At 34.7% G+C, this 17,325-nt stretch carries 9 protein-coding genes; 7 read left to right on the top strand and 2 right to left on the bottom strand.

Annotation, left to right across the window (positions count from 1 at the left end; translation table 11 throughout):
• The first annotated feature begins 294 nt into the window (after positions 1 to 294).
• The gene (gene rlmD, locus Q3Y49_RS12750) at positions 295 to 1,695 is read left to right on the top strand and encodes a 23S rRNA (uracil(1939)-C(5))-methyltransferase RlmD (protein WP_303268666.1); all 1,401 of its coding nucleotides are present in this window, start codon (positions 295 to 297) and stop codon (positions 1,693 to 1,695) included.
• Here the strand turns inward: rlmD and Q3Y49_RS12745 are convergent, their stop codons facing one another.
• Entirely contained in the window at positions 1,696 to 3,648 is a 1,953-nt protein-coding gene (locus Q3Y49_RS12745; protein ID WP_303268664.1) for an OmpA family protein, read from the bottom strand.
• 198 nt (positions 3,649 to 3,846) lie between these two features.
• Between Q3Y49_RS12745 and lon the strand changes: the two genes are divergently transcribed.
• From lon to Q3Y49_RS12715, 6 genes are all read left to right on the top strand, one after another.
• On the top strand, positions 3,847 to 6,342 hold the full coding sequence (gene lon, locus Q3Y49_RS12740) for an endopeptidase La (RefSeq protein WP_303268662.1): 2,496 nt from the start codon (positions 3,847 to 3,849) through the stop codon (positions 6,340 to 6,342).
• Positions 6,339 to 7,388 (top strand): type IX secretion system protein PorQ, encoded by a 1,050-nt coding sequence (gene porQ / locus Q3Y49_RS12735; protein WP_303268661.1) that lies wholly within the window; start codon positions 6,339 to 6,341, stop codon positions 7,386 to 7,388. Before lon ends, porQ begins: the two co-directional genes overlap by 4 nt.
• Complete coding sequence (gene hslU / locus Q3Y49_RS12730; RefSeq protein ID WP_303268659.1) at positions 7,385 to 8,773, top strand: ATP-dependent protease ATPase subunit HslU; 1,389 nt, start codon at positions 7,385 to 7,387, stop codon at positions 8,771 to 8,773. The genes porQ and hslU overlap by 4 nt, the downstream gene beginning before the upstream one ends.
• A 123-nt stretch (positions 8,774 to 8,896) precedes the next feature.
• Positions 8,897 to 9,625 (top strand): SDR family NAD(P)-dependent oxidoreductase, encoded by a 729-nt coding sequence (locus Q3Y49_RS12725; protein ID WP_303268658.1) that lies wholly within the window; start codon positions 8,897 to 8,899, stop codon positions 9,623 to 9,625.
• Positions 9,626 to 9,758: 133 nt separating this feature from the next.
• The gene (locus Q3Y49_RS12720) at positions 9,759 to 13,850 is read left to right on the top strand and encodes a hypothetical protein (RefSeq protein ID WP_303268657.1); all 4,092 of its coding nucleotides are present in this window, start codon (positions 9,759 to 9,761) and stop codon (positions 13,848 to 13,850) included.
• Between the two features lie 189 nt (positions 13,851 to 14,039).
• Entirely contained in the window at positions 14,040 to 16,079 is a 2,040-nt protein-coding gene (locus tag Q3Y49_RS12715) for an OmpA family protein (protein WP_303268655.1), read from the top strand.
• On the opposite strand, the gene Q3Y49_RS12710 is transcribed toward Q3Y49_RS12715, so the two are convergent.
• Positions 16,080 to 17,132, bottom strand: coding sequence for a serine hydrolase domain-containing protein (locus Q3Y49_RS12710; protein WP_303268654.1), 1,053 nt, complete (start codon positions 17,130 to 17,132; stop codon positions 16,080 to 16,082). It lies immediately after the preceding gene.
• Positions 17,133 to 17,325: the final 193 nt, after the last annotated feature.

Here is a 17,325-nt window from a genome sequence, read left to right as displayed (position 1 = left end):
ATGATAGTATCAATAGACTATTGAAATTTCTGGAAACCTTGCAGGTTTTCATTTCTTCAATAAATCTCTCAAAATAACTGAAATAATAATTGAATTTAAGTTTTCGTATAACTGACGATTAAAATCATCGGATCAATATATAGTATCCAGTTTTTATAATAATGATTTTACAAGTTACATCGTCAACACAGAATATAAATAAGTCCAACATTTTCAATTGCTGACTAGAGCAACGAACATAAATTCAACGCGCTAGCTTTTCCCTTCAAAATTATTAGCCTAATTTTGCTGACTATGGGAAGAAAACCACATCCGATTATACAAGAATTAACAATTGAAAAAATAGCTTCAGAAGGCAAATCATTGGGCTATTATAAAGATAAAGTAGTATTTGTAGCAAATACAGCTCCTGGAGATGTTATTGACGTAAGGGTTCATAAAAAGAAAAAAAGTTTCCTAGAAGGAAGCGCCATAAAATTCCATAAAAAATCTGACTTAAGAATTGAGCCGTTTTGCAGTCATTATGGAGTGTGCGGTGGTTGTAAATGGCAACATTTAAGCTATGAAGATCAGTTGGGTTTCAAAAGTGAACAAGTGAAAGATGCTTTGGAAAGAATTGCAAAGGTTGAGCTGCCAGAAATGCTACCGATCTTAGGTTCCAAAAACACTACTTTCTATAGAAATAAAATGGAGTACACCTTCTCCAACAACAGATGGCTAACGACTGAGGAAATCGAATCAGGTGAAAAATTTGATTCAGATGCGTTAGGTTTTCATATCCCTAAGAGATTTGATAAGATAGTCCAAATAGAAAAATGCTATCTTCAAGCTGATCCTTCCAATGCTATCCGGAATTCTGTTGATCGTTTTGCGAAAGAACATAACATTAGTTATTTCAATTTAATCAAGCAAGTTGGCTTTTTAAGAAACTTAATCATCCGTACCTCTTCTACTAGTCAGACTATGGTAATTCTGCAAGTTGCGGAAGAAAATACTGAATGGCTTAATTTGATCATGAATCACATGAAGGAGAGCTTCCCGGAAATCACGTCCCTGCTGTACATCATAAATCAAAAAGGAAATGAAACTTTCCACGATTTGGACGTGCATGTCTTCCACGGAAAAGACCACATCATTGAGGAAATGGAAGGTTTGCAGTTTAAAATTGGACCTAAATCTTTCTATCAAACAAATTCAGAGCAAGCATACGAACTATATAAAGTGGCTAGAAATTTTGCTGACTTGAAAGGGACCGAAACTGTATATGATCTTTATACTGGAACAGGTACCATTGCAAATTTTATAGCTAAAAGTGCCAAAAAGGTGATTGGAGTGGAATATGTCCCTGAGGCCATTGAAGATGCTAAAGTGAACGCACAATTAAACAATATTGAAAACACTGAATTTTTTGCTGGTGATATGAAGGATGTTTTCAATGATGAATTTTTAGCACAAAACGGCAAAGCTGATCTTATTATAACGGATCCGCCAAGAGCTGGCATGCATCCTGATGTCATCGAAACTATACTTGGGATAAAGGCCCCGAAAGTGGTTTATGTAAGCTGCAATCCAGCAACTCAAGCTAGAGACATCGCCTTACTTGACGAAAAGTACAAAGTTTCTAAAGTACAGCCAGTAGATATGTTCCCACAAACACACCATGTAGAAAATGTGGTTTTATTAGAGTTAAGATAACTACTCAGATTCTGGACGGTAGATTTCAAACTCTACCCTCCTGTTTAATCTTCTATCGTCATCGGTTTTTTCATCTTTAACCACTGGCTGATTGTTTCCGAATCCAACAGCTACCACGCGATTTTCTTCAATAGGATGGAGAATAATTATGTAATCGCGAATTGCATCTGCTCTTTCTTGAGACAATGACTTATTCCGTAACTCATCTCCTGAAGAGTCAGTGTGACCAGATATCTTAAGCTTAAATTCTGGATAATCTAACAGGAAATCAACTACTTTATCCAAATCACTGTACATATCTGGTCTTAATTTGGAAGAATTTTCTTCAAATTCAATCGATTTAAACCGTATTTTACTTGAGACGGGATCAATATTTTTGTTCATCACTGTATCTCCAGAAAGGAAAAACATTTCTTCTATTCTGAACAATTTATCAGACTGCACAACCATTACATAATTTGCATTATTAATCAAATTAAACTCAAAACTACCATCTTCTCTTGTAAATTTTGGTGCAATTTCAATTCCGTTTTCAATATCTACTATGGAAACAATACCTCTAAATGGTTTACCCTGAACTGTATCAGTCACTACTCCTGATACGGTAGTACTTGCACCAGGCTGCGCTTCCATGGGTAAAGGAAAAGAAAATAGATCTAGATTTCTGCTTCTCATTGAAGAGGAACCAGCGTAAAATAAATCTTCTGAGTCTGAATCGATAGTGAAATAATACTCATCACCTTCAGTGTTTATTAATGGCCCTATATTCTGAGGTTCATCCCACAAAAATAATTTCGAATTAGCTTTATAGATATCAAAGCCTCCAAAATTTAGTAAATGACCATTCGAACTAAAATATAGAATTTTATATCGTGGATGAATAAAGGGACTTACTTCATTCCCTCGGGTATTCACCACAGGGCCGAGATTTCTAGCTCTTGTCCAATTACCATCCTCATCCTTTATAGAAAAGTAAATATCTGACAAACCAAATCCCCCAATCCTATCTGAAGCAAAAAACAGTGAATCACCGGTTACGGACAAAGATGGATGAGAATCCCATGCCTTTGAGTTCAAGTTTGGACCTAAATTGATTGCAGAACTCCAAGTGCTATCCTCTTGAAGATGCGTTTCATATAAATCGCAATTCCCAAAACCATCTGGAGAACCACATCTAGCAAAGATAATCTGATTACCGTCCGCATTTAAAGTAGCTGAACCCTCATTATATCGGCTATTAATATCCCTTAATTGAACGGCATCTTGCCACATTCCATCTTCCTGGATTGCTATATATAAATCCTCATTAGAATTGTTTGACAATAAACTCCCACTCAAACTCCTTTTGGAGGTAAAAATCATAGTTTTATTATCCAAAGTTAAAGCCGGAGCATAATCTTCCATATTTGAATTGATTTGCTTGCCCATGCTTAATAATATGCCGCGAGGGGGCACAAGGGTATCAATTGATTTTCTAAAATCTACCAACTCGTAATAATAATCGATCGGGACATAATCATCAGTCTGCTCAAGTTGAACAGAATCCATAAAAATCTCCATTTGCTTTAAATCAATTCTACTTTGATGATGTTTTAAAGCGAGTCTGTATAAGCTTTTTGCAGTTTCAAAATCCCCGTAGAGTTCCTCCATCTTGGCCAACTGCCAGATCAAACGTGTGTCTTTATAGAAGTTTTCTGTTGCAAACTTCTTGACGTAATCCTCCAGCAAATCCTTAAATTTTTCCCAGTTTTTATTCTCTTGTGCTCTTTCAATTCTATTCATGGCATTTTCATCCACATAAAAATTAAATTGATTTACATTGGGAAAATAAAAGGGGAATAACTTTTCGGCTTCTTTCTTTGATAATTCTACTTGAGGATTGAATTGACCTGATAGATCAATTGAAATAAAAAATAAGGTTAGGAAAAAGCAATATTTAAATGCGTGCTTCAAGACAATTTGATAGTTTTACGGTAAATATGTCAGTATATTAAACTTTAATATCCGAAAAATGTCGGTTTTGAACCTAAAATAATTCCAAAATTAGGAAATATTTTATTGGCATAACAATTGAATAATGGAATAAGCCCAATTAAAGGGTTCAAAAAGAGATTTCAAATGCCAAATTGGCTGTAAGAATTAAAATAATATATGGATTCAATATTTAAACATCAACAAGTATTTTCAGATATAAATGATGATGAAACTGGTGAGTTAATCCAACTCATTTCAACAGATGAAGAAAACAGTATGCGAGAGGAAGAATTACCTGATCAACTTCCGATATTACCTATCCGCAATACTGTTCTTTTTCCAGGAGTAGTGATACCAATTACCGTAGGAAGGCAAAAATCTATTAAGCTGGTGAAGAAAGCTTATAAAGGCGACAGAATAATTGGAGTAGTAGCCCAATCAAACAGCAAAGTAGAAGATCCTGGTAAAGATGACATTTATGGCGTTGGAACTGTTGCCAGAATCCTTAAAATGATTGTTCTACCAGATGGTAATACCACTATCATTATTCAAGGGAAACAAAAATTTGCAGTAAAAGAAATTGTACAGGAAGATCCATTTCTGATTTCTACTTATGAAGAATTGAATGATGAGGAATTGGATCCTAAGCAAAAATCCAATAAGGCAGTTATTCAGTCTTTGAAGGATGCAGCAAGTAAAATTCTAAAGCTGAATCCAGAAATTCCACAGGAGGCACAAGTTGCTCTAGACAACATAGAGAATCCAAATTTCTTAACTCATTTTCTTTCTTCCAACATAAATTCAGATGTAGCTGAAAAACAAAAGCTGTTGGAGAAAACCAATGCTAAGGAAAAAGCAACGCTTCTCCTAGAATTTATGCTTAAGGACATCCAAATGCTGGAATTGAAAAATGAAATCCATAAAAAGGTTCACACTGATATTGATCAGCAACAGAGAGACTATTTCCTTAGACAGCAAATCAGAGTGCTTCAGGATGAGTTAGGACAAGATAGTCCTGATCAGGAATTAGATAACCTAAGATTAAAAGCTCAGGAAAAGAAGTGGTCTAAAGAAGTACAAAAACATTTTGATAAAGAAATTGATAAGCTTTCACGCATTAACCCACAAGCTGCAGAGTATCCTGTTGCAATGAATTATGTCGAGCTATTATTAGAATTACCTTGGGGAGAATTGACGAAAGACAACTTTGACCTAAAAAGAGCCAAGAAAATATTAGATCGTGATCATTATGGTCTTGAAAAAGTCAAAGAAAGGATCATAGAGTATCTTGCTGTTTTGAAATTAAAGCAGGATATGAAAGCCCCTATTTTGTGTCTTTACGGACCTCCAGGTGTTGGAAAGACCTCATTGGGAAAATCAATCTCCGATGCATTAGGCAGGAAATATGTACGTATGTCGCTAGGTGGTGTACATGATGAAGCTGAGATTCGAGGCCATAGAAAAACATATGTGGGCGCTATGCCTGGGAAAATCGTCCAAAACATGAAAAAAGCAGGAAAATCTAATCCTGTTTATATTCTAGATGAAATCGATAAAGTTAATTCTGATTTTAGAGGAGACCCTTCTTCTGCTTTGCTTGAGGTTTTGGACCCTGAACAAAACGAGACTTTTCAGGATAATTATCTTGAAGTTGAATATGACTTATCAAACGTATTATTTGTTGCAACAGCAAACTCTTTAGATACCATTCATCCTGCACTAAGAGATCGGATGGAAATTATTGAGGTGACTGGGTATACTTTAGAAGAGAAGGTAGAAATTGCTAAAAAACACCTTATACCTAAACAGAAAAAGGAACATGGCTTAAAAGCTAAAGATGTTAGTTTTAGCAGAAAAGCTATTGCAAAAGTAATTGAAGATTATACCCGTGAATCAGGTGTTAGAGGATTGGAACGAACAATTGGTAAAATTGTGAGAAACATTGCCAAATCCATAGCAATGGAGGAAGAATTCAACAGTAAGATTGAACCTGCAGATGTATTAAGGATCTTGGGTGCAGAATCATTTGAGAAGGAAATTTACCAAGATAATGAAACTGCTGGATTGGTGACTGGTTTGGCTTGGACATCAGTAGGTGGAGAGATTTTATTTATAGAGTCAAGCTTGAGCAGAGGGAAAGGTAAACTGACGCTTTCTGGTCAATTAGGGGACGTCATGAAAGAATCAGCAATGACTGCTCTCTCCTATTTACGATCTCACGCAGAAGAATTAGGAATTCACCACAAAATATTTGATCACTACGATCTGCACATCCACGTTCCGGCTGGGGCAGTACCAAAAGATGGGCCTTCGGCTGGAATCGCAATGATTACATCATTAGCATCAATCTTCACGCAAAGAAAAGTGAAATCGAGATTAGCTATGACTGGTGAGATTACTTTGAGAGGGAAGGTATTGCCAATTGGAGGTTTGAAAGAGAAAATTTTGGCTGCCAGAAGGGCTGGAATAAAAGATGTGATCTTATGTCAGCGTAATAAAAAAGATATTGATGAAATTGATTCTCGCTACATTAAAGGTTTAAATATTCACTTTGTGGATCAAGTAAGTGAAGTATTGGAAATTGCTTTATTGAAAGAGAAAATCAAAAATCCGATTGATTTTGTGATTCCCGAAGAGGATAATAAAAAAACAGTACCTGCTAGTACCTTATGATTGGAAAAAAGGTCATAGTAATCCTCATTATTTTCAGTTTGACTGGTTCAATTTCATTTGGTCAAATTGGAGGATTGCGTGCCTTTGAATTTTTAGAAAAACCTAATCACGCTAGAGTTGCTGGTTTGGGAACTGCCAATGTAAGTTCAAATGCAGGGGATGTCAATATGGTGTGGCAAAACCCTGCCTTGCTAAATTCAGAGATGGACGGTCAGCTGTCATTTAGCGTAAATCCTTATTTTGCTAATATTTACAATAGTCAAGTGACCTATGCTCAAGAATTTGAAAACCTAGGTTTGTTTAGCTTTGGTGTTAGCTATTTTCATTATGGGCAGTTTGAAGGTTTTGATAATACAGGAGCGAGAACTGAAGACTTTAGCGCGTCTGACTATGCCATCCAGATTAGCCATTCAAGAGAAGATGGAGTTTTCCGATATGGATCTAGTCTGAAGTTTGTAGGATCTCAAATTAGTGGATTTAATCAGTCCGCTATATTAGTTGATTTGGGTGGGGCATTTGTCCATCCTGATGAAGAACTGAGTTTTGGATTGGTTATTAAAAACTTAGGCTTTTTCACATCAAAATATGTGGTGGGAAATCGAAATTTACCTTTTGATATACAAGTAGGTGGAACTTACAAACCTGAGTTCATGCCCTTCCGTTTCTCACTAACATTAAACAGGCTCTATCAATATGATCTAAGCTATTTTGACGAAAGTTTGTTGAGTGATGATGATAATGTGGTATTTACGGACGTGAATAATAATTCCCCCAATACATTTGATAAAATATTTCAGCACCTTACCATTGGGACAGAGGTAGTTTTAGGGAAAAATGTAAATCTAAGGGCTGGATATAACCACTTAATAAGACAATCATTGAGGGCTGAACAAGTTGGTGGAGCAGGTGGTTTTACATTTGGAGTTTATTTCCAAACCAAAAAATTTAATATGGCTTATTCAAATGCCATTTACCAGGCGGGCGGTTTTGCGCATTTTATAACGCTGGGAAGTAATTTGAAAGAATTTGTAAAAAAGAAATCATGAACAAGAATTTATTTTTGACACCGAAAGAAATCGTTGCAGAACTTGATAAATATATTATTGGACAAAATGACGCTAAACGAAATGTGGCGATTGCCTTGCGTAACCGATGGAGGCGTATGAATACACCTGAGGATATTCAGGGAGAAATTGTACCCAATAATATTTTAATGATTGGAGCAACGGGTGTAGGTAAAACAGAAATTGCCAGAAGATTGGCAAAAATAGCAGATGCCCCATTTACGAAAGTGGAAGCATCTAAATTTACAGAAGTGGGCTATGTTGGGCGCGATGTGGAAAGCATGGTGCGTGATTTGGTTGAGCAATCAGTAAATTTAGTGAAAGCTGCGAAGAAAGAAGAAGTGAAAGAAAAGGCTTCGCAAGCAGTGGAAGACATTATTTTAGATGCCTTAATTCCACCAATGAAATCAGCAAATCAGCGCCCTGTAAACACTACAGCTGATAATCAAGTACCTGAGAATGATTATGAGTTAAACCAAAAGACTCGTGAGCGATTCAGAGAAAAATTGCGAAATGGTGAACTGGAAGATAGAAAAATTGATATCAATGTGAAGACTCCTGCCAATAATGGCATGGGCATGGTAGGCGGAGGTATGATGGATGAGACATCTATGATCAACCTTCAGGATATGTTGAGCAATATGATGCCGAAGAAAAATAAAAAGCGAAAAGTAACCATTGAAGAGGCTAGGAAAATATTGATTGATGAAGAAGTTTCCAAGCTTATTGATATGGATGAAGTGAAAGAAGAGGCCATCAAGAAAGCTGAAAACACTGGAATGATTTTCATTGATGAAATTGACAAAATTGCGAAAGGAAGTGGGAACTCAAGCGGTGGTGATGTTAGCCGAGAAGGAGTACAAAGAGATTTGTTGCCAATTGTGGAAGGTAGTGCAGTAAACACAAAATATGGACTTATACACACAGACCATATATTATTTGTGGCAGCTGGAGCATTCCATGTAAGCAAGCCCTCTGATTTGATTCCTGAATTACAGGGTAGATTCCCAATCAGGGTAGAACTGGACAGCTTAACGAAAGCCGATTTCTTAAGAATTTTAAAAGAGCCTAAAAATGCGCTGACAAGGCAATACACGGCCTTATTGAAAGCAGAAGAGGTAGATTTACAATTTGATGATGATGCCTTGGAAGAATTGGCTGAAATAGCATATCAAGTCAATTCTGAGGTAGAAAATATTGGAGCAAGAAGATTGCAAACTGTCATGAGTAGATTATTAAATGAATTACTATTTGATATTCCAGATAAAATTGGAGCCAATGCCAAAGTAGTGATTACTAAACAAATGGTAGGCGAAAAATTAGATGGTTTAGTGAAGGATAAAGACTTGAGTCAGTATATTTTGTAATCTAAAATTCATCAATTATTAAAGCCCGTAATTTTAAATGAAATTCCGGGCTTTTTTGTACGCCATAAAACAAAACTTAAATTCATCTCATTCGATTATGTATAAGGCATTAATATTTACATTATGAAGAAATCACTATTCATTATAACAGGAGCAAGCAAGGGTATTGGAAGAGGATTGGCTGAAAAAGCCTTAAAAACTGGGGCTGAAGTATGGGGAATCAATAGAACTCATTTTATTGAGCATGAAAATTACAAAGCATTGACTTATGATTTGTCTAATATTCCTACGCTTCTTGAAAAATTGCCTCAAATATTTTCGAATACTTCAGGTTTTCAAAAGATCGTATTAATAAACAATGCCGGAACTTTAGGGGATATTGAGCATTTAGGAGAAATTGATTGTAAAAGCATTCCCGCTTTATTTGATTTAAATGTAAATGCTCCTCTCCTTCTGATGAATCAGTTTATACGTGATTTGAAAGATAATGAAAGTGAAAAAATCATCATTAATATCAGTTCTGGAGCAGGTAAAAATGCTGTTGACGGCTGGTCAGGATATTGCGCTTCAAAAGCTGCATTAGATATGGCTTCAAAAGTAGCAGCGAAAGAAGCTGAAATGGATGGAACCGGCTTCATCATCAAAGCTATTGCACCTGGAGTAGTAGATACTGAAATGCAAACACAAATTCGAAACACTAATGAAAAATCCTTCAGTGGGGTAGATAAATTCAAAAATCTAAAAGCAGACAACCAGCTAAGTAGTGAAGCAGAAGTAGCTGAAAAGTATTTCCACCTCATTAATAATTTGGGTCAATACACGGACGTCATTTTGGATGTAAGACAAGTGTAAATTCTCTTCCCAGTTAAAGTAAAATACAGTACAGAAATAGAAATCCTTAGTTTTAACTAACTATTAAATTAGATTTTAAATCAAATTCACTACTAATTCAGTCAAAAAGCTTATCTTAAGCTTTTAGATTTCTATGAACCGAAAACGTAAAAGATTATACCGAACTATCGGCTTTGCCATACTTATTTTCGCTGTTGGCTTCATTGTAAACGACCAGTTAAGAAAAGTAGGAAACAGAATTTCGGGCGACTATTTACAAGAACTAATTGCAAAAGAAAGCCAAGGACTTTATCGAATTAATTTCGATGATATCGAATTAAATCTCTTTAAAAAGTCGATCACCATCAATAATCTAGAACTTACAGCCACTCCTGAAAACAGGCAAGATTCCATTAACGCTAAAAACATTTATGAAGCACAAGTGGCTCAAGTCTATATCTCACTAGAATCAGTAATCAGAATTTACACAGATAAGGAACTAGTTGTAGATGGAATCGAAGTGATTGACCCGAAGTTATTCATGACCAAAATAAATCCTGAAAAAAAACCACTAAAATTTGGGCGGGAAACAGGTCAACTTTACGATGTTATATCTCAATATCTAGATTTATTGCAAATCAATTTCTTAAAAGTAAGAAGCGGATCTGTAAATCATTCACCTAGTAATTTCAAATTGAAAGCCATTGACTTTTCAGTGGAAGAATTTACTGTTTCACAACAAAGGAAAAAGAAGAAAATCTTCTACTCTGAAGCCATTAATTTAGGTGTTAACCAACAATCTATATTACTTCCTGACAGCATTCATGAATTGAGTTTTGAAGGCTTTGAACTTTCCACCAAAGATTCAATTCTCAATTTCAATGATCTCAAAATTACTGTTCGAAAGGATATTGATGGAGCAGAAGTATTTGAAAAACAAAATCAAAATGTATACGATATAGATGTCCCTACTTTAGAATTGAAAGGAATCAATTATCTAAAAGCATATGAGGATAATTTTCTGGTAGTTGAGCAAGTCAATATTCCAAAACCTAAGATCAAAATCCAATCTGTTCTGAAATCTAGAAAGCTAAATACAGAGCAAGCTGAAAACAGCATAGGTGCCTCATTACTAGCTCTCTTTGATTTAATAAAGATAAATGACTTTAGAATTCACGAAGGGGGTCTCAATCTAACTTTAAAGGGCGATAATCAACAAAGATTTTTATCCGACAACATAAGTATCGATTTATTCAATATTGAGCTGGACTCCACACAAAGAGATATTCAAAACATTATTCACTATTTTGAAAATGCTTCAGTTGAAATTAATGACTATGATTATCTTTTGCCTGACAATCTTCATAACATCAAATTCAAAAAGTTGAATTTCAACACTCTTGACTCTACCCTACTTGTCAAGAACCTAGAAATAAGACCGTCCAGAACACTGAAAGACAGCACTTTAACGCAGTTCACCTTAAACCTTCCCATACTTGAAATGCGAGGAATAGCCCACAGAAATATTTATGATAACGATCGCATTGATTTACAGGATTTGACACTTAGAAATGCAAAAATAGAAATAACTCCTCCCTATTTTAAAAATAGTGACAAACAGCAAGCAATCATTACACCTGAAGAATTGTACAAAATACTAGGTAAAAATTTCACTGAAATAAAGTTGAAGAAATTTGCAGTGCTCAATTCTGATCTGCAGGTTGCGGATATATTTAAAGGAAAGTCTTTAAACATTCAAGCGCACTTTTTACAGATAGATTCAACGCTACAATCATGGCACAAAATATCTGATAGTACCTTAATAAATGGACAGGAATTGGTTTATAATATGACGAACGGAAAAGTTCGTATAAGCACTTTTCAATCGCAAAATAATCTTCACTCGCTGGATCTAAACAATTTAAATTTAGATTTTCAAGGGTTGAGAGACCAAATAAAAATCGATTACTTAAGTCTTAGGGGTGTTGAATTGGATAGCATCATTAATAAGAAAAAGCTCAATATAGACAGTTTAACACTTTTAAAACCTCAATTAAAGCTTAGCTATAAAGACTTGAAAAAACAATCTAACAAGGGTAATGCATGGATATTTCCTCAAAAACCAATCAATATTCTACTTCAAGAAGGTGCATTAAAATACCAAATCGATAAATACCGAAGTTTGAATATTGCTGATTTTGATATTGATCTTAATTATCAAAATGAAGTAAGGCTTTTTCAGATTTTAGCTAAGGATTTACGATTTGAAGATGAGCAATTAAAACATCGGATTAGCGTGACAAAATTAGTTCTTCCGAAAAATCAAAATCAATTATCTCTTCAGCAATTGAATATACAGCCTATACAACGAAATGACAGTTTATCTCTTGATGTAAAAATACCAGAAATCAAATTTAGTAATTTCAATAAAGATGCGCTTTTTCAAAACAACAGTTTTGAAGCAGATAATATGTTGATCAATATTGAACAATTGAATTACATTGGGACTACAGCTTTAAATAAATATTTCGAATCAAAAAATGAAAATGCTAGTAAATTTAAATTTGCAGTTGGGAATGCCAATGTTAATGTAGTGCGATCTAGTGTTTCACTTTTGAATGCCGAAAATAAAAATAGCAAATTTCAGAGTTTTAACTCAAAATTGGAATTTCAAAATCTTAACTTTCCTAAAAAAGCCAATAGCGATCTGGTTTATGCAGAGGATTTTACAATTAATAATGAAACTTTTACTCTTTATACAGCAAATTCAGATACAATTGCCGTCAAAAACTTGAGCTATCGAAGCTATGATAAAGCGGGAGAAATAAGAAGTTTTAGATTTATGGGATCTGACAGTGCTACTTCTTTGGAAATTCAAAATCTAAAACTTCAAAATGCCTATTTGGGTGAGTATTTACGAAAAAATAGAGTAGTTATTCAAGAAATTAGCAGTACGAAAACGAACTTTAACTTTAAGATTGAAAATCAGGATAAATCTTCAATAGCCGAAAGTATCGAATTACCTTTCAAGCAATTGAAGATCGAGCAATTGAATTCCAATAATATCAACATTAAGATTTTTCATAAAGAAAGAAAAAGAAATTTCTACGTTAGACAAGCAGACTTATCTATAAATGCTTTAAAGGTAGATTCGACATTAAATCCAAAAGAAATACATCATCACATTGAATCTTTAATTTTCACAGGTAAAGATTATAGAGAAAATTTTGGTAAACACTATACTGTTTATGCCGATGAATATACCTTCAGTTATCCTGCATCCAACTTTCAGGCTCATAATATAAAAATGAGGTCGAAATATGACCGTTTTGAATATAGCGATCACATTCAATCACAAAATGATTGGTTTAAGTTAGATATATCATCACTAGAATTAGAACAGCTAAATATTGATAGTTTGTTAATTGCTGAAAAATTCATCCTTAATAAATTAAAAGTTGCAAATGGAGATCTTACGGTATTTCGCGACCTAAACGTCCCTCATAATGATCAGAGGCGAGTACCCATGCCACAACAAGTACTTTCAAAATCTGACTTTGCTTTCAGCGTGGATTCCGTTTTGGTAAACTCTGATATACATATTCATATAGTGCCAAAGGAAGCTTCGGGTATTGGAACCATGACCCTAAACATTGACAGTGGATTTATTTTTAATATGAGAAGCCACCATTTTAAAAGTGGGAAGCCAATGTTGTTGCAAGCAAAGGGGAGATTAAATGAGGCCGCTAAATTTAATACCAAAGTGAATTTCCCTATACCTTCGGAAAAAGGTGAATTTCAATTTCTTGGGAATATTAGTCCAATGGAATTAAGAAATTTGAATGAAATGTTAATACCACTAGGGGCAATTGAGGTCCGCTCTGGATATAATGAAGGCGTAAATATCAATTTTAAGGGAAATGAAGATTATGCTGAGGGATTGATGGAATTTCGATATAATAATTTGAAAATTGACATCTTAGACAGGGAAACGTATCAATCCAAAGGATTTGGAAACAACCTCAAAACCATATTTGCGAACAGCTTCGTAGTGAGTAACAAAAATCCCCGATGGTTTAAACTGCAACAAGGAAATATCTTTTATGAGCGAATTGAAAGTAGATCAATTTTTAACTTGTGGGCAAAAGCCCTTTTAAGCGGTGCAGTAAGTAGTATTGGCATCAAAAAGAGCAAAGAAGAAGCAAAGGCCTATTACAAAGAAAATAAAGACCAAATCGAAGACTAAATTTCAAGTATTTCTCCCAGTCTGAAATCACTCAATAGAAAATAAGTTTTAGGTTTGCGATCCTTAAATTAGCTTGTGACTATAGATTTGATATAATCTAATTGTAAATATTACAGACAAAGGGATATTATTATTCGATGAATAGCTATTTTTCTTCTTTTTATTAATATTTACGTCAAAATATCAAATATGAAAAAGCTAGGATTCCTCTTTTTATTTCTGCCCTATTTAATTTCTGCACAAAATGAGCAAATTCTTTATCAATTAGTAGAACTCAATAAAGAAGTTAACTCACGCTATCATGAAAGTGCTCCCCTTGTCACTCCTGATAATCAAAGACTATATTTTACCATTTCAAATCATCCTGAAAATAACGAGGGACGGGACAATTCTCAGGATATATGGTATTCGGATAAGCAAGCGGACGGAAGCTGGGGTCAGGCCATACATATGGAGTCACCATTCAACAAAAGAAAGTTTAATCAGGTATACACGATTTTAGATGAGGGAAATGCCTTGTTCATACGAGGAGGAAGAAATAAAAATAAAGATGGCTTTTCGATTGTAACAAAGGATAATAAAGGTTGGGGCAAAACGGAAGAGTTAGAAGTGGAAGATTATGAGGAAATGAATCAGGGTGTGTTTTCAGGTGCAACTATTAGTCAGGACCGCAGCGCAATCATAATCTACATGAATGAACGTTCGAAAAAACCGTATAGCGACCTTTACTTAAGCATGAGAAAAGCAGATGGCAACTATTCCAAACCCATAATGATAAAGTCTCTTAGCACCTATAAAGATGAATTTGGCCCCTATTTAACCGAAAATGATAAAGTGATGTACTATGCTAGTAATCGAGATGGTGGGATGGGAGGAGTGGATATCTGGAAAGTAAAAAGACTGGATGACAGTTGGCTGAATTGGAGCGAACCAGAGAATATTGGCACTCCTATTAATACTGATGGATTTGACTCTTACTTTTCTGTTGATGAGACTGGGAATAATGCTTTTACAACCCGAACTTATGTGAGCGCTGATGGAAGCAACATGAACGTATATGGCTTAATTCCTAAAGCAAAAATTATCGTCAAAGGCCAGGTATTCAATGCAGCTAGCAAAGAACCTTTAGCCGTCTACTTAACTGCTGAACCTGAAGGTAGCAAGGCACTAAATTTTGATGTTAAATCCGATGGAAAATACAAATTCACAACCTATCAAAATAAAAACTTCAGTTTCATTTCTGCAAAAATAGGATATGAACAATTAAATGAAACCTTAGATTTAACAAACATTTTGAAGGATACTGTAATTAATAAAGATTTCTATTTAACTCCAATAGAAACAAAAGTTACTTTAAACGGCTTGATTACGGACGCTAGAACCTTAAACCCTGTAAATGCTAAAGTAATCGTTAAAAAGAAAAATTTCACGGACTCTGCTGGGACTAGGTTTAAAGATGGTGGTTATGCAATCAATTTAAATGGTGCTGGAGATTATGAAATCAGAGTTCTATCAGATGAGTATGAAGACATTATAGAAGCATTTTCGGTGAAAATACCAGAAGGCGAATACACCTATGAGATCAGAAAGGATTACCAAATGAACAAAGCTTATAAACCCTACCTTATTTCTGGCATAGTGATAGACGAAAAATCTAAAGAACCATTAGAAGCAGAGCTTAGCTTTGAAATTCAAGACTCTACTTTTAGTAGTTTAACTAGCAATACTGATGGTACTTTTCAGCTCAAAGTTCCGAAGCATGGCGAACTAGTCATTAGGGGTAAAAAAATAAATTATCTGAATCTGGAAGACAGTTTGACCATTGGCGATAATCAAGATTTTAGAGAGTATTCTACTACATTGGAAATGTCACCTATTGAAGTAGGTAAAACAGTAATCATAAACAACATCTATTTCAATTTTGATAAAACCACACTAAAAGAAGTTTCATTCCCGGAATTAGATCGGCTGACAGATTTAATGATTCAAAATGCAGGTATCAAAATAGATATTATTGGGCATACTGATAGCAAAGGCAGTGATGACTATAACTTAACTTTAAGTGAAGGCAGAGCGCAATCAGTAATGGAATACTTAATTGAAAAAGGAATTGCATCAGATAGAATGACTGCGAAAGGGATGGGAGAAACGGCTCCGATAAATAGCAATGATACTGATGAGGGCAGAGCTAAAAACAGGCGAGTAGAGTTTACTATTGTGGCAAAGTAACTATTTGAAGCTCCCAAATACCTTGGATATCATTTGGTAAAAATTTCCTTGATGAAAACTGTAAGGGGATTCAGTGTCTACTCTATGGATTAAAACCATATTACTTCCTGGGTAAACACCCAACATATGAACACCATTTCCAGTATGGTAATAGGATTTAGTACTTCTATTTTCATTTGGATACAATACATACCAAAGCATTCCATAGGCGATACCATAGTCAGGATTCGTAATGCTATGAGGAGTAGTACTAGCTTCTATCCATTTTTTTGGTACAATCTGCTTTCCATGCCACCTTCCATTTTGTAAATAAAGCTGTCCATAGCGTGCCATATCCCGAGATGAAAGCCTAAAGTGATAAGCTGGATATTTAGATTTTGAAGATTCTTTCTGATAGAACCCATCAGTTTCAGGAATTTCAGAATCCGGGTTTTCACCGTCTATTTCACTAAATTCACCAGCATAGTCTTCCATACCAATAGGTTTTGCAATTTTCTCCTCAAATAATGCGTATATAGTTTTATTGGTAGCCTCTTCTAGTATGTAACCGAGAACATTGAAATCCCAGTTATTGTAATAAAAATATTCGCCTGGAGCATATTGACCCCGTTGAGGCATATTTTCCAACATTCCCTCTGAAACTGCTCCTGCATGGTGATAAACACCAGAACGAGACTTTAAAAGATCTGCAACACTAGCTTGTTTTTCTTGCTTGGTCAATGTATTAAGATCATCAATTCCCAACTCTTCTAGTGTTGCGCTAGTATCTATCAATCCCTCTTCTATAGCAATTCCGTACAAACTATTAATTAATGATTTCCTAATGGAATGTACAGTATGTTTTTTAGTAATGTCGCCATATTGATGTGCAATTTTACCATCAATCATGATCATTAAAGATGATGAGCCTGCAGAACCCAAAAAGTTATCTAAACTATCCAACATATGTGATTCTAAACCACTTTCCTGATGAGAAATATATTCCAATCCTGCTTCTTTTTCGGCACATGCAAAAAGAAATATAATGGATAAAAGGGGAAGTATTTTTTTCAAAATCTTTAAAATTTTTGGTAGTGACTAAGGAAGAGATGCATTGCAAAAACGATTGGTTGCATCAAAAACGGAGCAAATATACTTAAATTCTATAATCAATATTCTACTTTCATTTCAACTATACTAGTCGATAACTTCTCAACTGATTATTGCCTCAATCAATTTTTTGATTTATATAATTTTAATAATTTTA

The organism is Marivirga harenae (assembly GCF_030534335.1).
Classification (GTDB): domain Bacteria; phylum Bacteroidota; class Bacteroidia; order Cytophagales; family Cyclobacteriaceae; genus Marivirga; species Marivirga harenae.
This window is presented reverse-complemented; position numbering and strand designations above follow the sequence as displayed.